This window comes from Aeromonas sp. S9(2024) (assembly GCF_041403185.1).
GTDB lineage: Bacteria > Pseudomonadota > Gammaproteobacteria > Enterobacterales > Aeromonadaceae > Aeromonas > Aeromonas enteropelogenes.
The window spans coordinates 60,461-86,442 of sequence record NZ_JBGLRE010000004.1 but is presented as its reverse complement, the minus strand read 5'-3'; the positions used below and the strand labels follow the sequence as shown (position 1 = coordinate 86,442).

At 63.6% G+C, this 25,982-nt stretch carries 22 protein-coding genes; 5 read left to right on the top strand and 17 right to left on the bottom strand.

The window, feature by feature from the left end:
• Positions 1–20: 20 nt before the first annotated feature.
• The 13 genes from ACB028_RS08765 to ACB028_RS08705 all read right to left on the bottom strand — a co-directional run bounded on the left by ACB028_RS08765 (position 21) and on the right by ACB028_RS08705 (position 15,542).
• Positions 21–833 (bottom strand): ABC transporter permease, encoded by an 813-nt coding sequence (locus ACB028_RS08765; RefSeq protein WP_371144059.1) that lies wholly within the window; start codon positions 831–833, stop codon positions 21–23.
• Positions 823–1,827 (bottom strand): ABC transporter permease, encoded by a 1,005-nt coding sequence (locus tag ACB028_RS08760; protein WP_371144058.1) that lies wholly within the window; start codon positions 1,825–1,827, stop codon positions 823–825. The genes ACB028_RS08765 and ACB028_RS08760 overlap by 11 nt, the downstream gene beginning before the upstream one ends.
• Complete coding sequence (locus ACB028_RS08755) at positions 1,812–3,416, bottom strand: ABC transporter substrate-binding protein (RefSeq protein ID WP_371144057.1); 1,605 nt, start codon at positions 3,414–3,416, stop codon at positions 1,812–1,814. Before ACB028_RS08755 ends, ACB028_RS08760 begins: the two co-directional genes overlap by 16 nt.
• Before the next feature lie 114 nt (positions 3,417–3,530).
• The gene (gene hybE / locus ACB028_RS08750) at positions 3,531–4,064 is read right to left on the bottom strand and encodes a hydrogenase-2 assembly chaperone (protein ID WP_371144056.1); all 534 of its coding nucleotides are present in this window, start codon (positions 4,062–4,064) and stop codon (positions 3,531–3,533) included.
• Complete coding sequence (locus ACB028_RS08745) at positions 4,046–4,576, bottom strand: HyaD/HybD family hydrogenase maturation endopeptidase (protein ID WP_042026452.1); 531 nt, start codon at positions 4,574–4,576, stop codon at positions 4,046–4,048. Before ACB028_RS08745 ends, hybE begins: the two co-directional genes overlap by 19 nt.
• Entirely contained in the window at positions 4,576–6,279 is a 1,704-nt protein-coding gene (gene hybC, locus ACB028_RS08740) for a hydrogenase 2 large subunit (RefSeq protein ID WP_342009788.1), read from the bottom strand. The genes ACB028_RS08745 and hybC overlap by 1 nt, the downstream gene beginning before the upstream one ends.
• Positions 6,276–7,463 carry a Ni/Fe-hydrogenase cytochrome b subunit gene (gene hybB, locus ACB028_RS08735; protein ID WP_026457707.1) on the bottom strand — a complete coding sequence of 396 codons (1,188 nt, stop codon included), beginning with the start codon at positions 7,461–7,463 and terminating at the stop codon, positions 6,276–6,278. The genes hybC and hybB overlap by 4 nt, the downstream gene beginning before the upstream one ends.
• Entirely contained in the window at positions 7,456–8,481 is a 1,026-nt protein-coding gene (gene hybA / locus ACB028_RS08730; RefSeq protein ID WP_042026456.1) for a hydrogenase 2 operon protein HybA, read from the bottom strand. Before hybA ends, hybB begins: the two co-directional genes overlap by 8 nt.
• Positions 8,482–8,483: 2 nt before the next feature.
• Positions 8,484–9,617 (bottom strand): hydrogenase 2 small subunit, encoded by a 1,134-nt coding sequence (gene hybO, locus ACB028_RS08725; RefSeq protein WP_042026457.1) that lies wholly within the window; start codon positions 9,615–9,617, stop codon positions 8,484–8,486.
• A gap of 834 nt (positions 9,618–10,451) precedes the next feature.
• Complete coding sequence (locus ACB028_RS08720) at positions 10,452–11,591, bottom strand: glycosyltransferase family 4 protein (protein WP_371144055.1); 1,140 nt, start codon at positions 11,589–11,591, stop codon at positions 10,452–10,454.
• Complete coding sequence (locus ACB028_RS08715) at positions 11,588–12,853, bottom strand: glycosyltransferase family 4 protein (protein WP_371144054.1); 1,266 nt, start codon at positions 12,851–12,853, stop codon at positions 11,588–11,590. Before ACB028_RS08715 ends, ACB028_RS08720 begins: the two co-directional genes overlap by 4 nt.
• Positions 12,850–14,235 (bottom strand): O-antigen ligase family protein, encoded by a 1,386-nt coding sequence (locus ACB028_RS08710; RefSeq protein WP_371144053.1) that lies wholly within the window; start codon positions 14,233–14,235, stop codon positions 12,850–12,852. The genes ACB028_RS08715 and ACB028_RS08710 overlap by 4 nt, the downstream gene beginning before the upstream one ends.
• Positions 14,223–15,542: a lipopolysaccharide biosynthesis protein gene (locus ACB028_RS08705; protein ID WP_371144052.1), complete on the bottom strand. Its 1,320-nt coding sequence runs from the start codon at positions 15,540–15,542 to the stop codon at positions 14,223–14,225. The genes ACB028_RS08710 and ACB028_RS08705 overlap by 13 nt, the downstream gene beginning before the upstream one ends.
• Before the next feature lie 319 nt (positions 15,543–15,861).
• Between ACB028_RS08705 and ACB028_RS08700 the strand changes: the two genes are divergently transcribed.
• The 4 genes from ACB028_RS08700 to ACB028_RS08685 all read left to right on the top strand — a co-directional run bounded on the left by ACB028_RS08700 (position 15,862) and on the right by ACB028_RS08685 (position 20,952).
• Entirely contained in the window at positions 15,862–16,638 is a 777-nt protein-coding gene (locus ACB028_RS08700) for a DapH/DapD/GlmU-related protein (protein WP_371144051.1), read from the top strand.
• On the top strand, positions 16,635–17,834 hold the full coding sequence (locus ACB028_RS08695) for a glycosyltransferase (RefSeq protein ID WP_371144050.1): 1,200 nt from the start codon (positions 16,635–16,637) through the stop codon (positions 17,832–17,834). The genes ACB028_RS08700 and ACB028_RS08695 overlap by 4 nt, the downstream gene beginning before the upstream one ends.
• A gap of 89 nt (positions 17,835–17,923) precedes the next feature.
• Positions 17,924–20,413: a hypothetical protein gene (locus ACB028_RS08690; RefSeq protein ID WP_371144166.1), complete on the top strand. Its 2,490-nt coding sequence runs from the start codon at positions 17,924–17,926 to the stop codon at positions 20,411–20,413.
• A gap of 11 nt (positions 20,414–20,424) precedes the next feature.
• Complete coding sequence (locus ACB028_RS08685; RefSeq protein WP_260750209.1) at positions 20,425–20,952, top strand: hypothetical protein; 528 nt, start codon at positions 20,425–20,427, stop codon at positions 20,950–20,952.
• On the opposite strand, the gene ACB028_RS08680 is transcribed toward ACB028_RS08685, so the two are convergent.
• Together ACB028_RS08680 and ACB028_RS08675 are read right to left on the bottom strand one after the other, a co-directional pair.
• Positions 20,927–21,379 carry a hypothetical protein gene (locus tag ACB028_RS08680; RefSeq protein WP_371144049.1) on the bottom strand — a complete coding sequence of 151 codons (453 nt, stop codon included), beginning with the start codon at positions 21,377–21,379 and terminating at the stop codon, positions 20,927–20,929. The genes ACB028_RS08685 and ACB028_RS08680 overlap by 26 nt on opposite strands.
• Positions 21,363–22,184 carry a hypothetical protein gene (locus ACB028_RS08675; protein ID WP_371144048.1) on the bottom strand — a complete coding sequence of 274 codons (822 nt, stop codon included), beginning with the start codon at positions 22,182–22,184 and terminating at the stop codon, positions 21,363–21,365. Before ACB028_RS08675 ends, ACB028_RS08680 begins: the two co-directional genes overlap by 17 nt.
• A gap of 94 nt (positions 22,185–22,278) precedes the next feature.
• Here ACB028_RS08675 and ACB028_RS08670 point away from each other — a divergent pair, with 94 nt between their 5' ends.
• The gene (locus ACB028_RS08670) at positions 22,279–23,139 is read left to right on the top strand and encodes a DUF1194 domain-containing protein (RefSeq protein ID WP_371144047.1); all 861 of its coding nucleotides are present in this window, start codon (positions 22,279–22,281) and stop codon (positions 23,137–23,139) included.
• Positions 23,140–23,325: 186 nt separating this feature from the next.
• Here the strand turns inward: ACB028_RS08670 and ACB028_RS08665 are convergent, their stop codons facing one another.
• Both ACB028_RS08665 and ACB028_RS08660 read right to left on the bottom strand, forming a co-directional pair.
• Positions 23,326–24,093, bottom strand: coding sequence for a hypothetical protein (locus tag ACB028_RS08665; RefSeq protein ID WP_371144046.1), 768 nt, complete (start codon positions 24,091–24,093; stop codon positions 23,326–23,328).
• Positions 24,094–24,483: 390 nt separating this feature from the next.
• Complete coding sequence (locus ACB028_RS08660; protein ID WP_371144045.1) at positions 24,484–25,887, bottom strand: GumC family protein; 1,404 nt, start codon at positions 25,885–25,887, stop codon at positions 24,484–24,486.
• Positions 25,888–25,982 lie beyond the last annotated feature (95 nt).

Here is a 25,982-nt window from a genome sequence, read left to right as displayed (position 1 = left end):
AGTGAGGTCGCACAACGGGATCAACATCCCTCTCCCCCGAACCAGAGCCGCTGCAGGGCGCGGGTGGCTTGATCAAACAGCAGCACCAGCAACAGCAACATCAGACCGGGGAAGAGGGCCAGCCACCAGCCGCCCCCGGCGAGATAACGCAGGGCATCGGCCAGCAGCAGACCCAGCGAGGCCTCGTGAGCCGAGAGGCCAAACCCGAGAAAACTCAGGGCGGCGCTGTGCAGCACGGCATGGGGGAACATCAACAGGGTGCCGATAAACCACTGGGGCAAGAGCCCAGGCAGCAGGTGGGCCCGCCAGCGGCGCCAGGGCCCCATCCCCTGACAGCGGGCCAGGATCATATAGTCGCTGCTGGCGATGCGCCGTGCCTCAGCGCAAAGAATGAGCGCCAGTTTGGGCCAGTGGGTCAGCGCCACCGCCAGGATCACCCCGCGCATGCCGCCCCCCACGGTGAAGCAGATAAGGATCAACAGCAGCATATGGGGCAATGCCAGCATGGCGTCAATGACCAGCCGCACCGCCACATCACAGCGCGGGTGAACCAGCGAGACACTCGCCGCCACCATGGCCAGCAAGCCGCTGCACAGGGCCGTGCCAAGACCAAGCTCCAGGCTGGTGAGGGTGCCCTGAAAGGCGCGCTGCCAGAGATCCCGTCCCATCTGATCAGTCCCAAACCAGTGAGCCAGCGACGGCGGCTGATGGCGCGCCAGCAGATCCATGGGCACCTCGTAGGCCGAAAGCCCCCAGCCGTAGCCGGCCAGCAGCGCCAGGGCGACCAGCGCAAACCCCAGACGCAGCAAGGAGGGAAGCGGATTAAACAGCATGCTCCCCCTCCCAGCCGACATTCATGCGTGTCACCAGCAGGCGGGCGGCGCTGTTGCCCAAAAAAACCAGCAGGGTGCAAAAGAGCACTATCCCCATCAGCAGGGGGATATCCCCCCGCAGCCCCGCATCCACTGTGGCCTGACCGAGCCCCGGGTAGGCGAAAACCTTCTCTGCCAGCAGCGAACCGCCAATCAGCTCACCCAGCGAGGCAAACTGCAGGCAGAGGGCCGGGGTCAGGGCGTGGCGCAGCACGTGAAAGCGCAGCATGGGCCAGCCGCCATCCCCTTGTGCGCGGGCATAGCGAATAAAGTCGCTCTCCAGCACCTCGGCCACCCGCCCCCGGGTGTGCAGAGCGATATTGCCCATCCCCAGCAGCGCCAGGGTGGTCACCGGCAGCATCAGATGACGGGCTCGCATGGCCCAGTCCACCTCATCAGCCGACAGACCCGGGGTCCAGGCGCAGCAGACCGGAAGCCAAGGCCAGTGCACCGCAAACAGGGCGAGCAACAAGAGGCCGACCCAGAAGGTGGGCAGGGAAGCGAGCAGGTAAGCAAAACGGCAGATGAGGCGATCCGGCCAGCGGTTGAGGTAACGACCGGCACACAAGCCCAGCAATATGCCCAGCGAGCCCGACAGCAACCAGGCCCCCCCCAGCAGCAGGAAGGAGGCGGCAAAGCGGCTGCCGATCACCTCGCCCACAGGCGCGTTGTAGAGCATGGAGTAGCCCAGATCCCCCTTCAGCACTTGGGTAAACCAGTGCCAGTAGCGCTGCCACAGGGGCTGATCCAGCCCCCAGCGGGCGGCGATGCGGGCGTACTGCTCGGGGGGCACGTGCAACAGATCGTTGCCGATATAGGCCTTGACGGGATCGATGGGGGAATAGCTCAGGAGCACGAAGGTCCCGAGCGATACCAGACACAGGAGCCCTGCCAGACGCAGCAGGGCTTTCAGAGTTGCAGTCATCATAGTGGACGAACTTAGCGGCACGTCCACCGCCAATCCTGCAGGTTATTGAGCAAGGACCAGCTGCCGTGGATCTCCGGTGCCCCCTTGCCAAGGTCGATGCAGCGATTGGCGAGATAGGTGTGCTGCACATTGAGCAGCCAGGCCCAGGCGGCGTCCCCCTGCACTCCGGCGCCGGTTTTGCCATCCCACTCCACCTGCTGCCAGAACGGCACCGCCGCCTGCCAATCGGGGGCATCCAGCGCCTGCTTGAGGTGAGCATCCACCACCGGATTTTGGTAATAACCCGGGTTGTAGAACTCCACCCCGGCAGAGGCGCTCTGGTAGTGGTGATAGAGCTCCATGGGATCCAGGCTCCCCCACCCCATCAGCACAGGGTTGGCGTGCATCTCGCGTTCCACCTGCTCCCAGCTGCCGGACTTGAGGCTCACCTCAAGGCCGACGGGTTTGAGCATGGCCCGCACCGCCTCGGCCAGATCCCGGCGGGTGCTGTCGCCGCTGGTATACCAGAGAGTGAAGGCGGCGCGCTGGGAGCCCTTGCGGCGAATGCCGTCTTCCCCTACCTGCCAGCCCGCCTCATCCAGCAGGGCGTTGGCACGGGCAATATCCCCATCCTTGAAGGCGGTCGCCTTGCCCTGCCAGGGCAGCCCTTCCACCGCGCTGTAGGCAGGGATGGCGTGCCCTTCCAGCAGCTGATCAGCGAGCAGCTGGCGATCGATGGCATAGTTGATGGCGCGGCGCACCGCCACATCCGAGGTCACGTCGTTGCCGACGGGGTTGCCATTGGCATCCTTGCTACCCGCAGGAGGAATGGGGAAGACGATACCGCGGTTTTCCACGCTCGGGCGCACCCAGAGCTTGAGGGTGTCGGGCACTGTGGGGACCAGCGAAGGAGCGATGCGCACCAGATCGAGCTGACTGCTCCGGGCGGCGGCATAAGCGCTCTCTTCATCGATAAAGACAAACACCAGCCGTTTGAAGTCGTTGTTGCCACCGGCGTAATAGGGGTTCGCCTCCACCACCAGCTGCTGGCCGGGCAGGAAGCTCACCAGCCGGTAGGGGCCGGCGCCGACGGGATGGCGGGCGTAAGCCTTGGGATCGTAATCCTTCTTCGACACGATACCCAAAGAGCCCAACACGTTGACGAAGGTACTCTGGGGGGAGCTCAAAGCAATCTCCACCTGGGTGGGCGACACCACTTTGGCCGAGACGAAGTTGCCCATGTCGATCTTGCCGCCGCCTTTGGCCGCGCTGTTGTAGGTGAAGGCGACGTCCTCGGCGGTGAGCGGCGCGCCGTTGGAGAATTTCAAGTTGGGTTTCAAGGTGACGAGCCACCCCTTGCCATTCTTGCTCGGGGTCACCGACTCGGTCAGTACGCCCTGCCAGCTCAAGTCTGCATTCTGCTTGAGCAGTGGGCTGTGCAGCAGCAGGTAGCTGCCGTGACTCCAGCCAAGCAGGGGGTCAAACCCTTCGGTGGGTTCGCTACCGATGGCGAGTTTGAGCTCGGCGGGGACGGGTTGTGAGGCAGCCAGGACGGCCTGAGAGCCAACCCCCAGCAACAGGGCCAACAGGGCGGCTGCGCCGCGACGCAAACCGCTGACCTGATCATAACCTTGCATTGTCATGTGATCCCTTCTCTGTTTTGTCACTCATCGCGGGCAACAATTCGCCGGCGAAAGATGCGAGTGAGGGGCCAAAACGGCCCCTATTCTAAACCTGATGACGGATGAAACCTAACGCTCGGCGCCAGCGGCACCCGGCAGGCGCCGGCCACCAAACAGCCGTCGGCGCCCCAGATCCACGGCGCCACCGCCCTGTTGCACCGGCAGCGAGAGCAGCATCTTGAGGGTGCTGCTCACCAGTGCCCGCCCCTCGTCGGCCCCAAGGTGGGGATCGAGGGGGGACATGAGCGAGCAGGCCAGCAGCTGCCCCGTCTCGGGCAACTCCCCCACCATAAAGGTCATGTTGCCGCAGGGCAGTTGCAGCGCCAGGCGCGAGGCGACGGGGCGCAGCGGCCAGAGCTGATCCGCCCCGGGCAGCACCACCACGCTCAGCATCCAGGGGGTGAGCACGCAGCCGAGCCACTGCCCCTCAAACGCCACGCACTCGGCCACAACCGGTATGCCCTGGCGATAAAAGGGCAGTGTCTGCATCTCGTCCCGGGCGATGCGCTGGTACTGGGCCACCAGCAAGGGAGCCGGGTTTTCGGCAAAACCGGCAAACCCGGCCACGTCGGCGGGCGCCTCGCTTAAATGGGACTGCGCCATAGGCCCTCCTTGTGCATCTCTGCCCGCTCCTCTTCAGAGAGCGCAATGGCCGGGGTACCGAGCTCGGCCAGCAGGGTCAAAATCCGCCCCTTGGCCTCCTCCATCGCGGCCGCCACCACGGGGGTGAGGCCGATATGGGGTTCGAGGGACTCGGGTTCGACCCCGATCAGGGTGAGCCGCTTGGGCGACTCCCCCGTCATATGCAGTGCAGAGAGCACGTCCGCCAGCCCCAGTTGGTGGGGGGAGATCTTGCGGCCAAACAGGGTCGGGATCTCCTCATCCTTCAGGGTCACCACGGTGCCGGGGGGATTGCCGCTTCGCACCGCGTCCGCCAGTATGATGTGATCGCGGCTCGCCATCGCCTCCAGCAGCTCCATGCCGGCGGTGCCGCCGTCGAGCAGCTCGATACCGGGGGCGAAGCGGTATTCGCGCCCCAGCGCCTCGACGATGCGCACCCCCACTGCCTCGTCGCTCAAGAGCAGGTTGCCCACTCCCAGGATCAGGGTATTCATCACAGCACCTTCACCTGGGTCACGTCGCCATTTTGGGTATCCACCACGTGGACCGCGCAGGACATGCAGGGGTCAAAGGAGTGGATGGTACGCACCACCTCGAGGGGCTTGGCGGGATCGGCCACCGGGGTGCCCACCAGGGACTGCTCGTAGGGGCCGGGTTCATCGTTGAAGTTGCGCGGACCCGAGTTCCAGGTCGAAGGCACCACCGCCTGATAGTTGGCGATCTTGCCCTCCTTGATGACCACCCAGTGGGAAAGCATGCCGCGCGGGGCCTCTTCAAAGCCCACGCCACGAAACTCCTTGTCCGCCGGGATCTCCGCCTTGATGTAGGCGGTGGTATCCCCCTTGCCGATGTTCTCCACCAGCGCCTGCCACTGGTGCGCCAGGGTGTCTTTCAGTACGCAGCAGCGCACCGCCCGGCCTATGATGCGGCCCATGGTGGAGTGCAGTTGCTCGGGCTTGATGGCCGCCCCGGTGAGGGTCTTGTAGACACCGTTTAGCTGATCAAAATGCGCCACTGTGTCCGGGTGCTTGGCCGCCAGTTTCACCAGGAGGTCGGCAAGCGGCCCTACTTCCACCACCTTGCCGTAGAAGGTGGGGGATTTGACCCAGGAGTACTTGCCGTCATCCTGCCAGCCGGTGTAGTTCGGCTCGGTCTTGCCCTCCCAGGGCTTGAGGGGTTCGTCATCCTGGTACCAGGCGTGCTTGTTGCTCTCGGCGATGCCATCCATCAGCCAGGCATCCTGGTGACTCTCGATGGGGCGATAGTTCGCCAGATCGCCGTTCTCGATGTAACCGCCCGGCATCAGGAAGCTGCCGCCGTTGCCGTCGGTGGGGAGCTCCGGCACGCTCAGGTAGTGCTTGGCCCCCTGCCCCAGGGTCAGCCACTCGGGATAGTGGGCGGCGATGATGGCGGCGTCCACCTTGTAGACCTGCTCGATAAACTCGCCGAGGCGATCGATGAAGCTCTTCACATACATGAGGCGCTCGAGGTTGAGCACGCTCGGTGCATCCAGGTTGATGGGGTTGGCGACACCGCCCACCGCCAGGTTCTGGATGTGGGGGGATTTGCCCCCCAGGATGGCGACGATGCGGTTGGCATCGCGCTGGCACTCCAGGGCTTGCAGGTAGTGGGCCACGGCGATGAGGTTCACCTCCGGGCTCAGCTTCATCTCCTTGTGGCCCCAGTAGCCGTTGGCAAAGATGCCGAGCTGGCCGCTCGCCACTAGGGCGCGGATCTTGTCCTGCACCTTGGTCAGCTCATCGGCGCTGTTGAGGGACCAGGTCGATACCCCCTTGAGCATGTCCGCCGCCTTCTGCGGGTTGGCCTGCAGGGCCGCGGTGATGTCCACCCAGTCCAGCGCCGAGAGCTGGTAGAAGTGGACGATGTGATCGTGGATATTGTGGGCCGCGATGATGAGGTTGCGGATGTACTGGGCATTGACCGGCACCTTGGCGCCGATGGCATTCTCCACCGCCCGCACCGAGGCGATGGCGTGGATGGAGGTGCACACCCCGCAGATGCGCTGCACTATCATCCAGGCGTCGCGCGGGTCGTTGCCCTTGACGATCTCTTCCATCCCGCGCCACATGGTGCCGGATGACCAGGCTTTGGTCACTTTTCCGCCTTCGATTTCACAGTCGATACGCAGGTGCCCCTCGATGCGGGTGATGGGGTCTATGGTGATACGTTGGCTCATACGTTGGCTTTCCCTCGGGCCTGATAATCTTGGTGAACACGTTCAAGTGATGGCAGTACCGGCAACAGCCGGATCAGCAGCAAATAGGCACACACTTCGATGGCAACGAAGCCAAGGGAGATCAGCACCTCCTCGGTGCTGGGGAAGTAGTGATAGCCATTGCCGGGGTTGAAGGCGAGCAGGGAGTAATCCAGTCGCCAGAGGGCCGAGCCCAGCAACATGCTGAGGGCCCCCAGGAACAACATGCGCGAGTCGCGGCGGCTCTTGTCCCAGTGGAACACCAGCAGCGGGAAGATCATCAGCGCAATCTCGCTCCAGAACATGATGGAGTAGCGACTCCACTCTGAGAGGTACTCCGACTTGTCGTGGATGACGATCTCCGCAAAGCGCAGGGCCACAAACAGGATCAGGAAGATGTCGATCACCTGGGTCAGTTTGTAGAAGAGCGGCTTCTCGTTGGGGCCGCGCCCCGCCAGTCCCGCCTGCACCAGGGATCCCTCAAACACGACGATGGAGAAGCCCATGATGAAGGCGGTCAACAAGGAGAAGACCGGCAGCAGCTCGTAGCTTTGCCAGAGCGGATGGATCTTCTCCCCCGCCACTATCATCAATGACCCCATGGAGGACTGGTGCATGGTGGGCAGCAGGGCCCCGAGCGCCAGGATGAAGAACATGATCTTGTTGAGCCGCGCCATGGAGGTCTTCCAGCCGAACTTCTCCAGCAGCACGGGCGCGAACTCCAGGGCCATCACACCGATGTAGATGGTCATGCAGACCGCCGTCTCGAACAGCACCGAGGAGGTGTTGAAGTGACCCGGCAGGTAGAAGTACGGCAGGTTCCAGTAACGACCCACGTCGATGGTGATGGAGAGCCCCCCCAGGGAATAACCAAAGAGGCTCGCCAGCAGCGCCGGACGCACCAGGGGGTGATACTCGCCCCGATTGAAGACGTAGACGGCCCAGGCCAGTGCCCAGCCACCGCAGGCGAAACCGGTACCGATCAGCAGATCAAAGGAGATCCACAGACCCCAGGGGTAGCCCCCGTTGAGATCGGTGACCGAGCCCAGCCCGAAAAACAGTCGCTTCAAGATCAGCATGCCGCACAGCACGGCGAAGGGCGCGAGCACCAGCACCGGCCAGCTGACCAGCTTGCCGCCGAGCGGATGCGCCTTGTGATTACTCATGATCCTTGCCTCCCTTGTCACTACCCTGATCGTGGCCTGCATCATGGTGGTGATCGTGGCCGTTCTTCTTGGTATTGCGGCGGATCAGCACCGAGAGGCCGGTCAGCACCACCATGGGCAGCACCATCCCCTTGTAGAGGGTGTGCTGGATATGCTCGGAGCGGGCGCCGGAAGAGAGCTCCGGCAGATCGGGCATGTCGAGCTTGGTGTAGGGCACGCCGGCCAGCACCAGCACCTGGGTGCCGCCGCCCTCTTTCTCGCCATAGACGTAGGGCTGGTAGTTGGGCACTTGGTGCAGGTAAGGGTCATTGGCCTGCAGGGTCTGGCGTGGATAGGCGTATTCGCTGCCGGGGGGCGCCAGCAGACGGCGCTTGGCCTCGGCCAGCAGCTCTTCACGGGTACCGAAGATAACGGCGCCGGTGGGGCACACCTCGACACAACCGGGCAGTTTGCCCTGATCGATCCGCTCAAGCCCCTTCTGGTTGCACAGCTCGCACTTGTGAATGGCGCCCAGGGGGTTGTCGTACTCGTATTTGGGTACGTCGTAGGGGCAGCCCACCATGCAGTAGCGGCAACCGGTACAGACGTCCGGGTCGTAGTGGACGATGCCGGTCTTGGGATCCTTTTTCAGGGCCTGCACCGGGCAGACGGAGACACAGTTGGGATCGACGCAGTGCATGCACTGCTTCTTGATGTAGGCGTAGCCATCCACCAGCTGATCCTTGTGCTCCCCGGTGCCGCTTCGCCACACCTGGATGATGTTGTTGGTGTAGGGGGTCAGCTTGTCGTTGTTGGACCAGATCTGATCACCGGCCGGATTGGCCGGGTTGCCGTTCAAGCGCTGACACTCCGCCACGCAGGCCTGACAACCGACGCAGAGGGTGGAGTCGTACAGCATGCCCAGCGCCCCGGGTATGGGCGGGTTGTTCTGGGCGCCCGCGAGGGCGTTGCCGGAAACGGTGGTGCCCGCCGCCAGTGCACCGACTGAGGCGAATTTGAGGAAATTGCGTCTGTTCACGGTTACTCCTCCCGTGATGGGTGCTGCCCGGCTTCGTGGCGCTTCTGCTGGCGTCCGAGTTCACGCACCGTCATCAGACTCACCCCGACCAGCACCCCGAGGGCGCCACCGATGAGGCCGCTGGCCGTCGGGGTGATGTGCCCCCCTTCCTGGATGGCCACATCGGGCTTCTCTGCCCGTGGGGTGGGATTTTCCACCTTGGCAAGCTGGAAGATCCCCTTGCTAAAACCCACCCCCTGCTCGTTGCAGCCGTAGCAAGGGTGGCCGATACCCACCGGCCAGATGCCGCCGCCGATGTCGCAAAACTCCAGAGTCGAGCAGTTGCCGTAGGTTTCGGGGCCCTTGCAGCCCAGGTGATAGAGACACCAGCCCTGACGGTGGCCCTCGTCGCCAAACTCCTTGGCAAAGCGGCCGGCATCGAAGTGAGGGCGACGCTCGCAGTTCTCGTGGATAAGCCGCTCGTAGGCAAACAACGGGCGCTTCTTGGCATCCAGCGCCGGCAGCTTGCCGTAGGTGATGTAGTAGGCCACCGTGGTGAGGAAGTTGTGGGGGTTGGGCGGGCAACCCGGAATATTGATGATGGGAGTGCCGATATTGCCGAGGGCCTCTTCCAGGCTCACGGCACCGGTGGGGTTGCCACCGCTGGCGGGTACCCCGCCCCAGGCGGAGCAGGAGCCGATGGCGATGACGGCGGCCGCATCGGCTGCGGCGCGGCGAATGTGATCGACGATGGGTTCACCGGCCACCATGCAGTAGATTCCGCCATCTTTGAGCGGAATGGAGCCATCCACCACCAGCACGTACTTGCCCTTGTAACGCTCGATGGCGTTGTGCTTGTTCTGTTCCGCCTGATGACCGAAGGCCGCCGAGAGCACCTCGTGATACTCGAGCGAAATGGTGTTGAGGATCAGGTTCTCTATGGTGGGGTGAGTGGCACGGAGCAGCGATTCGGTACAACCAGTACACTCCTGCGCGCCGATCCAGATCACCGGTGGCCGCTCGGGGCTGGTGAGTGCCGTGGCCATCTGGGCCACCGCATGTTGACTTAATCCCAGGGTTGCGGCCATCCCGGCGCACAATTTCATAAAATCACGGCGACTAATTCCATGAGCCGATAAAAAATTATCCTCGACCATTCTTCTTATTCCCGTTTGTGAGCACTTGTTTAAATGCTTAGTAACGGAAATGCTAAGGATTCACTCCCCCTGCTATATTGATCTCCATCAATTCCCTTGGGGTTACCCATATATTCCGGGCGAGTTACATCACAAATAACCTCATTTACCCCTAAAGGGATACTTAATGCCTCGTGGTTTTTATAATTTTAATTGGATATTAATTAATTAATCAAAGAGGCAAAACCTGTTCTTTTTTATTTTATTTAACACATCGAAAAGTGGTTCAAACAGGCTTATTTAACAGACTGTTTTCTTGCCATAACTAGCTAATGATATATACCTTTAGCCATTATGCTGCATATATGCCACCGCCCGCAGCCAAGGCTTGTACCTCCTCACTCCATGGCTGACGGACAGCGCCTAAGGCCTTGCCAAACCTGGTATTCAGCGCATCCTGGCACGACTTTTCGCCCTCTAACAAACTGCTCCAGATGAGGGCGACAACCATGAATAGTAGATATTAAGTGGCAACCACAAGGGATCTCATCGGCCATAAAATGCATCAGCATTCAAATTTTCAGTGTGAATAAAGGCTGGCCTGTGGGGGAGCAGACTATCATTTAAACTGATTTATAACCTGGCTGTTAACCATTGAAAAACACTGATGTTAACACCTGAAACAGAAACATTTACCTTCACGTCACCTTGCCGAATTGACCAGGGCGTAAATAGATAGAACGCCCCTCATGCCATTGATAATAATTCTTGTTTCATGGAAGCGCGCATTATTATCGGGTTGCACTTGCGCCCCCTTTAAATATGTTGCGCAACAAGCCCAGACCGTTTATTCGCTCAACGAAGCAGCCTCTCCCAACCGTCCACCACGCAGGCATAAGCCTTTCCCGCGCGATAACCGGTGCTTGCCAGCTGGCGAGCGTTGGCACCAAGCGCGCTGACCCGCGCCGGATCCGCCTGCAGGGCACCAAGAACCCGGGCCAGATCCTCCGCATCTCCCGGCAGGTATTTGCAGCAATGGATGCCATCGCCAAGCTGCCTGTCCCACCAGGCCCCGTCGGCGGGGATCACCACGCACAGGCCGGCAGCCATCGCCTCCAGAATGGAGAGACCGAACGGTTCCTGATGGCTGGTCGAGACGAAGATGCCGCAGCGGGCGCGGATCTCGTCCAGATTGGCGGGATTGGCATGCCAGCGGGTATCGGGCAGATCCGGTCTCGGCTGGCTGCAGGGCTGCAAGGTTCCCTTTGGCTGCAGGTAGCAGACTTCCAGTTCTGGGCGCGGCCCACTCATGACCTGATGGGCCGCCAGCATGGTCTCGAGCCCCTTCCAGCGCAGCAGGGAAGCCGCCCACAGGATGCGGGTACCGCCCCGGGTGGCCGTCGGCCACTGCTCATCACCGAGGCCATTGGTGAAAGGTTGCCAGTGGGCGGGAAACGCCGACTCGCCGAGCCGGTTCAACAGGGCGCCAAGGGAGGGGCGGCAGCTCTCGAGATAACAGACCTGGCTGGCTTGCCGCAACGCGCGCGCCGAGAGGCCGGAGCAGCCCACCGGCCCGTGGATAAGCTGCACCACGGGAATACCGAGCACCCGGGCCGCCCAGTAGCTGCACAGATCCACCCCGGGGCCGGAGGCAGCCAGCAGGCAGCGCACCTGCCCCAATCGCCAGCAGAGCGCCAGGATCATCAGGGTCTGCCAACCCTGCTTGAGCAGATAACCGGCCCCGGATTCGCGACCCCGCAGCCAGGAAGGGAGCCAGAGCCTGTGGTGCCGGCAACGGGGCCAGGAGTCGGGATCCTGAGTCAGCACATGGCAGGCCAGCTGATAAAATCGCCCGGCCAGCTCGTCCAGCATCACCTCGGTGGCCACCTTGGAGCCGCCGCGAAAGGAGATGGGATCCACCAGCACTATCTTGCCCGCTTCACCTTCTCGGCCGAGCTTTCCCTTGCCGACAGCCGCATCCTGCTTCTGGGTCATGATTGCACTCCTTCGTCCGATTGGATGGCCGCGGCCCGGCCCCCGGCCAGCGCACCTTCCCCCGCAAGGCCCACCCTGGCCAGCAGCCGCTGGCCGAGCCAGCGCACCATGCGTCCGTAGGGGGGGAGCTCGGGGCTATCCCAGCGCCCCGCCAGCGCCGCCGACCAGAGCTCGCTCACCTTCTCCACATAACGCCGGACAGTGAACAGCTGGCTGGCCCGCTTCTGCCCTGCCCGCCCCAATCGGCTGCGCAGGGCCGGATCGCCCAATCGCTGCCAATGAGCGGCCATCTGGTGCCAGTCGCCGGGATCGGCCAACAGGCCCGTCACCGTGTGTTCCACCACCTCGGGGATCCCCCCCACCCGATAGGCGCTGACCGGCAGCCCCAGCATGCCCGCTTCGGCCAAGGTCAACCCGAACACCTCCTCACGGGCGCCGGAGACCAGCAGATCCACCCCGCCGCGCAGGATGGCGGCGCTGTCGGGACGCTCCCCGAGAAAGTGCACCCGCCCGGCCACTCCCAGGTCTGCTGCCAATGCAGTGAGCGCTGCCAGCTCGGGGCCGCTGCCAATCACCAGCAACTGCGCCTCCTCCCCCTGTCGGGTCAGTTCGGCCAGGGAGCGGATCAGCATGTCCACCCCCTTGCGCTTAATTAGCGACCCTATGGTGGCCAGGATCAGATCCCCCGGCGGCAAATCCAGCATGCCGAGCACGGGCCAGTGGCGCCCCTCACTCAGGCGCGCGCCGTCCACCCCGTTGGCGATATGAACCAGCCGGCTGTGCTCACAACCATCCTCCCGCCAGGGGGCCAGCACCGGCTGGCTCACCCCGATCAGCACGTTGGCCTGGTGTACCCGCAGGGTGAACCTGTCTCTGGGCTGATAACGGGCGTGCAGATGGCACACCAGCGGCACCTTCATCTTGCGGCACACCCCGGCCAGCCACTGGCAGGGGGCGGCGCTGTTGGCGTGCACCAGGGTGATGCCATGCTCGCTTATCAGCGCCTGCGCCCGCTGGCACAGGGCCCGGTGGGCGGCCAGATCGAAGCGGGGAGCCTGCCAGCCCAGCAGCAGGGTAAAGGGCTCTACCACCGCCTTCACCCCGAGCAGGGCGGCCTCCTCTGCCAGCTGCTGGCTGTTGCACCAGAGCAGGGGGGCAAAACGGCTGCGATCCAGGTGGGCCAGCAGATCCAGCAGGCAGCGCTCGCTGCCACGGATCCAGTTCTCGCCGTAATGCACCAGCAAAATGGGGGTTGCGCTCATGACTCAGCTCCCTTGTTTGGTTTATCCCGCTCCGTCTCGGCCATGGCCATTTCCGTTTCTCTGGCCTGCCGGACATATTTGATGGCTGCCACCGCCAGCGACAGCTCCAGATAGATGGGCCAGGTAAAGCCCTGGGTCAGGAAGGATCCCGAGACGACGAACCCCACCATGCTCGCCATCACCCCCTGCATGGCAGTCACTACTGCAGGAGGCATGCCATCCAGTGAGCAGCGCCAGGTCCGGTAGAGGGTGACCACCACCATGCCGATGAAGATGAACAGCCCCACAAAGCCGGTCTCCGCCAGCACCCCGAACCAGGTGGAGTGCACCGCGTGGTTGAGGCCGTCCCAGTGGGGGCTGAAGAAGAAGTAGTTGTAGTAGAAGTTGGAGAGCCCCACCCCGATGAGCGGATGGGCCAGCGCCATGCCCCAGGCGGCCTGCCAGGCGTAGAGGCGGCCCATGGCCGAGGCATCCACCCCGCTCTCCGCCGCCCCGCCAGAGGCCCTGTCGCTTATCCCGGCAGCGGCGAACAGCACCAGCAGCGCCAGGGTGCCGCACAGGATCAGCACGGTTTTGGACTGCACCCGCTGCCAGGCAAAGATGCCGCTCACCGCGCAGATCCCGAGCAGGCCGCCGCGGCTCTGAGTGGCGATGATGGCAGCGGCCACCAGCACGAACCCCACCGCCCCCAGGATGCGCCCGGCCAGGCCGTTCTGGTTGAGCAGCAGGCTCAAGGAGAAGCCGGCGGGAAACAGCAGCACCAGCGCCAGATCGTTGGGATCCCCCAGCACAGAGCCAAGCTCGCGCCCTATGGTGACCCGGGTCCCCTCCACCAGCCCGATGCCGCTGCTCTTGTTGTAGAGCGCCACCAGGGCCACCATGCAGCCGGCCACCACGAAGGCCCGCACCGCCAGGGCGAAGTCCTCCGGCCTGCGCACCAGCCAGGCGGTGGCCAGCGTCATCAGGTAGATCTTGCTGTAGCTGCCGGTCCAGGTGGCGATCGCCTCCCCCCGGTTGCTGGCAAACAGCACCCCGATGGAGACGACGATGAAGAAGGCGGTCAACCAGCTGAGGGGCTGGCTCCAGTAGGGCCTGATGCGACCGGTGAGCAGGGTGTGCCAGATCAGGGCACCGATGGCCGCCAGCGAGAAGAGCAGCGGGATCTTGAGGGGATAGAGTTGGGGAAACACCTCGTGCAGGCGGAAAAACGAGAAGGTGACGAACCCCAGCACCATCAGAAACGGCCAGCGCAGGGCAAACCAGATGGCGGGAATGGCCAGCCCCAGCACCGGCAGCAGCAGCGGGTGCGGCAGCCGCCACCAGAGTCCGGCCACCAGCAGGGTGGCGGTCAGCCCCCAGAGGGCGTGGCTCAGGCGGCCCATTGCCCTGCCCACCACTGGCCGAGCCACATCATGGCAAGGGAGCCGGCACCGCTCGCCCACAGCGCCGAGAGGCGATATGGCAAGGGCAGCAACCGCTGGCTCACCAGATAGAAAGCGAGCGCCCGCACCAGGTAGACCAGCAGCAGGGTCCAGATCACCCCGGCCACCCCGAAGTGCGGAATGGCGAGCAAAAAGCCAAGAACGCCGAGCAAACTGCATCCCAGATTGATCACCATCTGGGCCTTGCTCTCCTCCCCGCTGAAACAGCCGACGTTGAGCAGGTCAGAGACGTTGCGCACCGCCATCCCCAGCACCAGCAGCGGGATATAGGCGATGGCCCCGTGATAGCTCTCCGGGGTGAGCCAGCGAATAAGCAGGGGGGCGGTGAGCCCCACCACCCCGGCGGTGGCAAACCCCAGCACGGAGCCCAGCACGCTGTAGTGGGCGTTGAGGCGCAGGCCGTCCGGCTCCCTGAGCAGCATGAAGCGGCGCGGATACCACCAGAGGGCGAAGGGTTGCAGCAAGAGTCCCACCGCCAGCGCCAGCTTGCCCGCCACCGCATAGTAGGCCAGCAGGGCCTCGCCTACGTGCTCGGCCAGCAGCCAGCGATCCAGCCCGCTCAAGGCAAAGCCCGCAAGCCCGCTCACCACCAGCGGCAGGCCGTAGCGCAGCAGAGGGCGGTAGTGTTGCCAGTCAAAGCGGATGCCGCCATCGCGCCACTGCCAGAGGCTCAGCAGCAGCGCCAGCGCGACACAGGTGAGGGTGCCGGAGGCGAGCACCCCGCTCACTCCCCAGCCGAGCCAGAGCCACCAGGCGGTCAGCAGGGACTGGATCACCGCCTTGCCGGCGGTGGCCACGAAGAAGAGACGGGCCTGATTGCGCATCCGCAGCCAGGCCAGCGGCACCCCGATCACCCCCTCGAACGGCAAAGCGCTGAGCACCCAGCGCACATCGGCAAGGCGGGTTTCGGTTGGCAGCAGTCGCTGCACCAGGGGCGCCAGCCACCAGAGCAGCACCAGGCTGGCCAGGGCGATGATCCAGACCAGGCCAAACACCCGCGCCACCACCTGCTTGCGCTCGCCCTCATCTGCCGCCATCCCGGCGAAGCGATAGAGGGCGTCCACCAGCCCGAACCCCAGGATGAGGGAGCCCAGGTTGATGATGGTCAAGAGCACCTCCAGCTGGCCATACTCCCGAGGCGCCAGCAGGTGGGTCAGCACTGGCAGCATCAGCAGGGAGATCCCCTTCATCAGCAAGAGGCCGGCGGCGTAATAGAGCATGGCTATCTGGTTTACTCCGAGTCTCATAGGGCCTCCCAGCCACCAGGCAACGGATCTTGGGTCATCTGGAGTCAGCCAATGCAAGGGGCACGCCAGCCGGTGCAATTCCCCGCGTAGCCCTGCATGTCGCGATCTCGCCCCTCACAGCAACGCACATCAGGCCCAAAATGAATCTGATTTTTGCGTTTTGCAGCCCGGCCGGCGCAATTTGCACAGCGCCTTGCCATCCAACCCCCTGGCAGGCGGCCGGCGTGAGCCGGCAGCGTGCTGAGCGTCAGTTGGCCCGATCCCTGCTAGTGCCTGACTGGTCGGCCATGACGGCAGCAGAGCCAAGGGAGAGCACACCATGAACAGCATCAGCCTGTACCGGATGAAAACCTGGGCCAAGCAGGGAGAGACGCCGCTGGCCCGCCTGCTGTGGCGCCTCGCCAAGGGGGCCCGCAGCTGGAGCTTTCCGCTCATCCCGCCCCTGCACGGCCTGCTCTATCGCCTCTACCGGCTGGCAAGCCAGACACTCGCCACCCTGGCCCGCACCCTCTGGTGGACGCCGCTGTTCCAGTCCCGCCTGCGCGCCCCCGCCCCCCGCCTCTACCTTTACGGCGGCATCCCCTTTATCAGCGGCCCCGTGTCGATCGAGGTGGGGGCGGATTGTCGCCTCAGCGCCGCCATGACCATCAGCGGCCGCCCCTCGAGCAAGGGGCCCGCACTCAGGATTGGCAACAATGTCGGCATCGGCTGGCAGACCACCATAGCGGTGGGCAGCCAGGTGGTGCTCGGCGACAACGTGCGCATTGCCGGGCGCGCCTTTCTCGCGGGCTACCCTGGCCACCCGCTGGATGCCCAGGAGCGGGCCCGGGGACTGCCGGATCGGGACGAGCAGGTCGGCGACATCGTGCTCGAGCACGATGTCTGGCTCGGCACCGGCGCCATGGTGATGGCAGGGGTGACCATAGGCGCGGGCACCGTGGTCGCCGCCGGCAGTATCGTGACCCACAGCCTGCCCGCCGGGGTGCTGGCCGCGGGGGTGCCGGCCCGGGTGCTGCGCCCCCTCGATGCACAAGATTGCCGCGACGCGCTGGCAGAGAGTGCCGCCAGCCGCCCGAGTGAGGAGAAGCAGCCATGAAGCCGTCGAGCGCACAGCCCCAACTGGTGGTACTGGGGGAGGACTGGGGTCAACACCCCTCCAGCACCCAGCACCTCATCAAGCGCCTGCTGCCGGACTATCGGGTGCTCTGGGTCAACTCCATCGGCCTGCGCCGCCCCCGCCTCAACGTGCGCGACCTTGGCCGGCTCGGCCGCAAGCTGGGGGCCGTGCTGCGCCGCCCAGCCAAGGGCCAGGCCCAGTCAGCCGCCATCCAGAGCGGGCCGACCCCCCAGGTGATGCCGCCGCTGGCGCTGCCCCTGCCCGGCAGCCCGCTGGCGGGGCGGATCAACGGCCACTGGCTGGCGGCCCAGATCCGCCGCCAGTTGCCCGAGCTCGACAGGCCGCTGCTCTGGATCTCCCTGCCAAGCGCGGTGGATCTGGTGGGCAAGCTTGGCGAGCGGGCGGTGATCTACTACTGTGGCGACGACTTCTCGGCCCTGGCGGGGGTGGATCACGCCGCCATCGCCCGCTGCGAGGCCAGGCTGGTAGAAAAAGCGGACCTTATCCTGGCCGCCAGTCCAGCGCTGGCCAGCCGCTTTCCCCCCCACAAGACCCGGCTGCTGAGCCACGGGGTGGATCTCGGGCTCTTTATGCCACCCCAACCCAGGCCGGCGGACCTGCCGAGCGGGCGCCCCATCGCCGGGTTTTACGGCAGCCTGAGCGACTGGATAGACGTCCCTCTGCTGGCGGAGACCGCCCGCGCCCTGCCCCACTGGGATCTGGTGCTGATAGGGCCCAGGCAGACTGACCTGAGCCCGCTCGCCGGATTGCCGAATGTGCACCTGCTCGACCCCAGACCGCACCACACCCTGGCCGCCTACGCCCAGCACTGGCAGGTGAGCCTGCTGCCCTTCGTCGACAATGCCCAGATCAGGGCCTGCAATCCGCTTAAACTGCGCGAGTATCTGGCGACCGGCCGGCCCGTGGTCAGCACAGATTTTCCGGCGCTGGACGGCTATCGGGCACTGGTGCATCTGCCCCGCCCGGGCGACAGCCTGGCCCAGGCCATCCAGCGCGCCGCCCTCGACGCCCCCGCCCAGGACTGGTTTCAGCGCTACGAGTGGGAGGCGCTGACCCGGCACGAGGGAAAAGCGCAGCGCCAGCAGGCGGTGGCGCAGCAGAGCTGGGATCACAGGGCCGACGAGCTGAAAAACTGGCTGGCGGGGCTGCTCTGATGATCTGGCTGGCGGCGCGTTTGCACAGAACATGCTGGCTACGGGTACTCGGCCTGCTCACCCTCAGCCTGCCGGCCCTCTGTTTGACAATGGGAAGTTTGGCAATAGGAAGCACTGTGCTGGCGGCAAGCCGCCTTGATGGCCTCACCCCCTTGCCGCTCAGTGGCGAGCAGACGCCCCAGCGGCTCACCTTCGAGCGCCTGCCCTGGCCGGTCGGGGCGGATGACGAACTGGTGATCGAGGGTCACAATCCCGCGGCAGGCCCCCAGACCCTGATCCTGCGGGTCGACGACGCCGCCTCGGTCAACTACCGCAGCCGGGTCAATCTGGAGCGGATCATCCCCCCGGGTCCCTTCACCCTGCGCTTCTCCTTAAGCGACTGGCGCACCGCCCAGCCCAGGGCCCTGGCCCTCGACCAGCTCACCAGGCTCTATCTCTTCATGGCTGACGGGGCGGCGCCGCTCACCCTGACACGCTGGTACTGGTCCCCCGGGCTGACCCTGCCCGCCGGCACCATAGCCCTCGATCTGGGGGCGAGCGACTCGCCCCGCTTCACCGGTTTCGAGCCCCTGGCACCGGGGGATCCGCGTCTGCTTGGCCACCCCAGCCCCATCTTGCGCCCCTCCGGCGATGCGCTGATCCGCGACGGGCTGCGCAACCTCGACGGCGTCAGGCTGGAGGTTCCCAAGGGGCGCTACCAGCTCACCCTCTGGCTCGACGATCCGGGCGAGTGGGAGTACCTGCCCCACCCCCTCGAGCGCAGCGTGCTGATCGATGGCGAGCCGGTCTGGGCCGAGCGGTTGCAGCCGGGCGAGTGGCTGGCCCAGCGCTATCTCGTCGGCCAGCAGCAGGAGGCGTTGCCCAATCCCGATCCCTGGCTGCTGTTTGGTGCCCGCCAGGGGGGGCCGGTCAGCCTGGTGCTCGAGCACCCGGGCGGCCCGCTCACCCTCACCCTGGGGGGCAATTCGCCGGATGCGAAATTTCTCGCCGGCCTGCTGCTGGCCCCCTATCCGGCGGCGGACAAACAGGCTGACGCCAAGGCTAACCCTCATCCCCTAGCCGAGGCCACCCGGCTGGTGCTGGCCAAGCAGCGCCAGCTCTTTACGGAGAAGTGGGCCCTGGCCCCCTATTCGCTGCCAGAATCCCCCGCTCGCCTCACCCTGACCCCCATCGCGCCGGGACAACCGACCTTGAGTGCCAGGGCCAGCCCGGCCCCCCCCGCCACTCCCGTACTGGCCGCCCGGGGCAGCCAGCTGCTGCTGGAGTTCGTCATCGAGACGCCCGAGGATGACGCCGCCCCCCTGCTGGTGATCCAGCCGCCGGCGGCCAACGGCGTTACCCTGCCGCTGACCCCCTACCACAGCCAGTGGCATCTGGTGCGCCCCCAGGCGAGCGGCACCCTGCTGCTCCCCTCGGATCAGGAGCTGGTGGAGGGGGTGGCGGGGCTCACCCTCAAGCGCCGGGTGCCAAGGCGCCTGGTGCTGCATCTTCCCATCCCGCGAGATGCGCCGGCTGGGCGCTATCAAGGCAATATCCAGCTGCTCAGCCACCAGCAGCTGGTGCAGTTGCCATTGGACGTTGAGGTGCTGCCCCTGATCCTGCCCGCCGCCGGCAAGCCGGTCGGCATCTACCTCGACACGCCCCCCTACCTTGGCTGGTTCGGCCAGGGCCCGGAGCTGGCAGGCGCCCAGCTGGCCGCCAGTCGCTGCGATCTGGCGCGGCTCGCCGGGCTTGGGATAAGCGGCGTTGCCCCCGCCCTGCCCCAGGATGAAGCCGGGATGCGCACCACCCAGGAGGAGGCCATCGGCCTTGGTTTTCACATGCCGCTGCTGGCCTACGCTTCGCTTAAGCGCTGGGGCAGCGACACCAACAGCCGGCTCGATGCCTGGCAGCAGCGCCAGGCCGTCTTTCGCGCCCAGGGGCTGCCGCCCCTGGCCTGGAGCCTGTTTGACGAGCCCGATCTCGGCGCCCTGCCCGCCATTCAAGCCATGGCCCGCGAGATGAAGCGGCGGGATCCGGCCGTGGTGCGGGCCGGTCACTTCAACCACCCCGCCCAGGCGCCCTTGCTTGGCGAGGTGGAGATAGCCCTGATCAACGCAGGCTTTGGCGCCGACAAGGCCGATGTGGAACGGGTGAGGGCCGCCGGGGCCACCCCCTGGTTTTACAACCTCGGCACCCCGCGCGCCGCCGGCTTCTACCTCTGGCAGAGCGGGGCCGAGGGTTATCTGCAGTGGCACGGGCGCATGCCCACCGCCCTGCCCTACGACCCCACCGACGGGCGCGAGAGCGATTTTCTGCTGCTGGGTCCGCAGGCCTGCGAGGCCCATCGCCTCTCCTACGATCTGCTGCTGCTGCAACAGGGCATCGAGGATCTGCGCTGGCTCGCCTGGCTCGAGCAGGCGGCGCGCCAACAGGTGGAGGCAGCCCTGCTGCTGCAGCGACTGCGCGATTCGGTGCCCACCCGCTGGCAGCAGGCCGAAGCACTCCCCGCCAGCCGCTGGGCCAGCTTTCGCGGCGAGATTGAACAACTGGCCAAGCGCTTGAAAACATTGCAAACTGGAGCCAATTCATCTCCCTGACTGGCCAGCTTATGCCGCATCAGAACGTCACCAACATAAAGGCTTTTGGGCGCCAGAGTACCGGGCGTCGTCCCCGTTACATCAAGCTTGCCGCAGGCTTGCTGCTCTCCTTGCTGCCCTCTTTGCTACCCTCTTTGCTACTCACTGGCTGTGCCCGCCAGACGCCCACCGAGGATCCCTTCCCCATGCTGGCGCAGCTGCGCCAGCAGCAACTGGCCGAGCAGGCCCAGCTGTCGCTGACTTATCAGGAGGAAGCGGTGATGTTGGCGGCGGATCAGGAGCAGCAGTTGCACCAGTTTCTCGGCCAGCGGGATCCGGCGAAGATAGCCCTTATCAGCGGCCCCGGGCCGCAGACCGACATGCTGGAGAGTGCGCGCCTTGCCAGCAGCCGCCTTGGCAAGCTGGCCAGCCTGCTCAGTGCCCGCGCCATCGAGCTCGAACCACGCTACGACCCCATGCTGGCCCCGAACAGCCTGCTGATCCGGGTGTTGCCGGCCGACGCGGCGAGCCCCCTCAGCGAGGCTCGCCAGGCGCAATAAGGGCAAGACAGGCCGCAGGCAGCGCGACCCGATAGAGGGGGGCCGGCGCATCGCCCCACAGCTTGTGCCAGCCCTGATTGAATCGATAGGCCAGCAGTGGCGGCTCCGGGTGCCACTGCCCCCGAAACATCACCCCCTGCAGTTGGCCAACGCCTGCGAGCCGCACCGACATGGCCTCCCGATCCGGGGCCACCGCCATCGCCTGCAAGACCCCGTCACAATCTGGGTGGCGCAGCCGGTAGCCCACATAGGTGCCCCCCAGCAAGGGGCTGGCCCCCTGCCGCTGCCAGCCGAGCTGGCGGAGTTCCTGCAGCATCTGGCGCGCGCCATCCACCGGCTGGCGGTGCTGATAGCGCCACCCCATGGCGCCGGTGGAGGCCAGTGCCAGCAGCACCAGCCAGAGATAGCCCCTAATCGGTGGTGACATGGCGCCCCCTGTTAAACAGCAGTGTCATCAGCAACAACAGCACCAGCCACTGGTAGAGCTGGGCGAGCGTGCCGGTATGCAGCCAGCCGTACCAGCGCAGATCCAGGCTCATCAGCACCAGCCGCAGCTGGTTGCTGCCGATGTAGAGCAGCAAGACCAGCCCCAGCAGGGGCAGCTGACGGCGCAGCGCCCGCCCCGGGGCGAGCCAGCAGGAGGAGACCAGCCAGGCCAGCGCCACCAGATAGAGCTGGGAGAACGAAGAGCAACCCTTGAGCACGATCAGGGCATGACCCCCCACCCGCTCGATGCGATTGCCGCTTTGCACCGTCTCCCACCCCAGCAGTTGCAGCCACTGGCCCACTCCCCAGGCATCGAGCGCCAGCACGGGGCCGGAGCAGAGGGCAAAGAGCTGCTGCCCCCACAGCACGGCCAGGGTGAAGGCCACCACTATGTGCAGCGCGGCGCGCTCGTCCCAAGGCTGCTGGCGCCGCCACAGGCTCGCGGCCAGCAGCAGGCAGGCCAGCGCCTTGCAACTGGCGCTCGGGATCAACAGCAGCAGCGAGAAGAGCAGCAGAGCGGCGCGGCCAGGTTGCCACTTTGGCGCAACCCGCGATGCAATTTGCCACCAGATGGCAATCAGCAACACCACCAGCAGGTTGAAATGGCCCGTGTTGAGCCACACCATGGCCCACTGATTGAGCAGCCCCAACAGCAACCAGTTGGGCGCCCACTGCCAGGGACGGATCTCCATCGCCTCACCCCCCACTTGTTCGTTTTCATCCTGTGCGAAGACCGCAAATTTCATGCCTGCTGCTGATCCCTGCAAAGTGGCACGCTTTATTCATTCTCCCCATCGGCACTGAGGATCAGGGCCAGGCCCCAAGGAGAAGGAGTGAGTTATGAGACTAAAACCGTTGGCAGGGCTGGTGGGGATGCTGCTGGTCAGCGCCCCCGCCTACGCTTTGACCGAAGTGGATACCGAGCTGCAACTGCTGATGGATGTGTCGGGCAGCGTGACGGCCCAGGAGTTCAACCTGCAGTTGCAGGGCTATGTGGATGCGTTTTACAGCCAGGCGGTGCAAGACGCCATCCTGGACACCAGCGACGGCAAGCTGGGCACCATCGCCGTGCAGATGGTGATGTGGAGCGGCTCGACCCAGCAGGCGGTGATGACCGACTGGTTCTACCTCTATGACATGACCTCCATCAACGAGTTTGCCGCCACTCTGGACGCCCTGACACGCCCCTACTCGGGGATGACGGCGCCGGGCTCTGCCATGCAATTTGGCGCCCTGCAGTTCGATACCAACGACTTTACCGCCACGCGCCAGGTGATGGATGTCTCAGGTGACGGGATCCAGAATGCCGGGCTGGATACCTCGACGGTACGGGATCAGCTGCTCGCCTCCGGCATCGATACCATCAACGGCATCACCATAGGCCAGGACTACCCCGATGGGGTGCTGCAGGATTGGTATCTGAACAATATCGCCGGCGGCGAGGATGCCTTCGTCATCAACGCCACCACCTTCGCCGATTTTGGCAGCGCCCTGGAGCTGAAACTCGCGGCCGAGATTGAGGGGGGGATTATTCCGGAAGGTGCACTGGCGGCCCCCATCGAGGAGATCCCGCTGGCGGCCCAGCTGCTGCTCGGCATGCCCTTGCTGCTGGCCTGGCGCTATCAGCGTCGAACTCAAGGTCAAAATCAAGACCGCAACCAGCTGAATATCGGATGGCAACGGATGCCGGTCATCGGTTAGTTTGTCACCCCGTGTGGAGCGATTAGGGAGCGGATGCTCCCTGATTAATTGGATGACGTATCGATTGGATGTATGGAGATGGTATTCACCTGACAGTTGACCACTACAAGTGCGCTCTAAAGTAGCGTAAACAAGGCACCGATTTGAGGCCGGTGTCAGGTGATAACTAGACCTGTACAGTTAAGTTTAAACAAGCACTAAATGGCCACTATCGGATACTTTACCTACGAATTTAGAAATAGACATCGCAGCGCTAGCAACAGGTCCTACGTCTAGACTTTCACCTTTCATAGCTCGCGTTATTGCTCTTTGAGAGGCATCTAGCTTCACTAACATGCTATTCCATGATTTCTTAAGATTGGGATCCGAGTTGTATACATTTTTATACTTGTGCTGATTCATAATTGCATTGGCAATGTAGATATCAAGACTAACACCATTAACATCCTTGATGAGTAATCGACCGCTCCCGCATAGTCCTGCAAACACTTTTTCTAAACACACGATATCATTAAGAAGTTGCTTTGAGGCACACCCGATATTTTTGTGTCTATTAGCTGACTTAACTTTTTCCAGCTCCAAGTCTGCTTTAACCCTTTCCAGTTCTAGTTCTTTATCGGAAATTATGTCGAGCATCTCTTTTTCTAATTTACCTATTAGCTCAATTTTTTTCTTTTCATGTTCATTTACAATATTTCGATACCGTTCTTTCATTTGCATTCTGACAGCACCATAAGAAACAATCATACAGATGATTACAACAAGTCCAGATAACACCGTTAACTCATTCTTATATGCTAGTTTTAATGAACCTGATGCTACATCTAGTGATAAGCCTCCTGAAGCAAGCATTCCTGCAACACCAATAACACACCCTACAAAGTACGTGACCGGACTTTTTTTAAAGAGCCAGTCAACAACAGCATAGAATAGGTAGTTTATTTTATTTTTCATGTATCCTCGAATATTTAATGAAACTTAACAGTAGTGAGAAGGAAGACGCGATTAAGATGCTAGTAGTACCGTCCATCTAACCCCGCTCTACCACTCATCACCACCAATAAATCATTTGAAAATCACTGCATTATCGGCCAGCTTTTTATAAGTGCATTATCAATGCTCTATACCAGCTCCAGTTGTATCACTGTATAAAAACACAGTCAACAAGCAGAGTAAGAAAGCGCCACCAGACTTTATCGTCGCAATCACATAAAAATTCGATGCAAACCATAGTCGTTGGTCAAGGGGCTCTCTGAGTGACATAAAAAAAGGCCTCATTACGAGGCCTTATCAGAAATATTCAGGTTCAACGTGGTGGCCTGCCTTGATGGCCACGGGTAAATATCAACCCGGCACCTCCACCAGCGGCGGCTGGGCATGGGCCGCCTGGCCGCTGTGGGCATGCACGGGTTCGCAATAGGGAATGCGGCTTAGCACGGGCGCCTTGATAAGGGCTGCCAGCTGATCGGTGCGGCGCAGGCTGGTGTCCGCCAGTTCAATCAGCAGGGCCAGGCTGCAGCCGAGCCCGAAGCCCCCCACCATGCTGGCGATCAGAAACAGCCAGAGCGGGTAGTTGCTGGGTTTGCTCGGAGCGAAGGGCCTGTCGATCACCTTGATCCGCTCGCCGGGTTCGAAACTACCGAGCGCCCCGGTCACCTTGGCCTTCTCGTAGCGCAGCAGCAGATCCTGATAGAGGGAGCGCTTGACCTCAAGATCGCGCTCCAGCTCCGCCAGCTGGCTCTCCGTTTCACCCTGGGAGGCCACCACCCTGTTCAGATCGTCGAGCTGGGCCTGCAGCGCGGCGGCATTCTGCTCGGCCTCGGCCAGCTGCGCCCTGGCCTGATCCCACTCGGGCCCGACCGCAACGCCGGGTTTGTTCTTCTGCTGTTCCAGCTCCTGCTGCAACTGCTCAATCTGGTAGCGCAGGCTCTGCACCTCGCTGTGCTGATCGCTGTAGCGCACCCGCAGCAGGGCCAGCTCGGTTTGCATCTGTTGCAACTTCTCCTCCAGGCTGCGGGCCGTCGCCCCCTCCTGGCCGTGGGAGAGCTGCTCGACCCGGGTCTTGGCCTGCTGCAACTGAAGCAGGCTCTCGGCGTGGCGATCTTTCAGGCCGTAGAGCCGGGCGGCGTTGGCATTTTGCTGATCCGGCAGGGCGCTGGCGTGCTCGCGTTTGAAATCCGCCAGCAACTGTTCGGCCCCCTGCAGCTCGCTGCGCCGGCTGTCGAGCTGACTTTGCAGGAAGCGCTCGGAGGACTCGGCCGACTGACGCCCCTTGTTCAAGAGGTTAAAGAAGAAGCGGCGCGAGACGGCCTCCAGCAGGCCGGCGCTGCTCTCTGCCGAGTCGGCTTTGACCTTCAGCTCGATCACCTCGTCCCCGATGAGACGGATGGAGACGGACGCCGAGAGCCAGTCCATGATGGCGTCGCGCTTGGCCGGCGGGGTGTTGTCATCCACCAGCTTGCGGTCCCGCGCCACCCCGTCCATCACGTAGCGGCTGCGCAGCATGGCCTCCAGCACCGCGAAGCGATCCTTGAGGCTCTCCTGGGTGATCAGATCCTTGAGGGTCGGCGTCTGGTTGGAATCCTGCGGCACCATGAAGGTGGTGCGGCTCTCGTATACCTTGGGGCTGAGCACGCCAATCCCCACCCCCACCAGCGGCATGACCAGGGCCGGCATCAGGATGAGATAACGGCGCCGCCAGGCGGCGAAGAGGATGATGTAGAGGTTGTAGTAGAACTGGACCGGCATGGCGTCACTCCCCTCAAGGCAGGTATGGCTTTCCACGAATGGATGGGGAAATGCAAGGGTAATGCCAGCAAGCGGGCCAACATGGCAGACGTTGT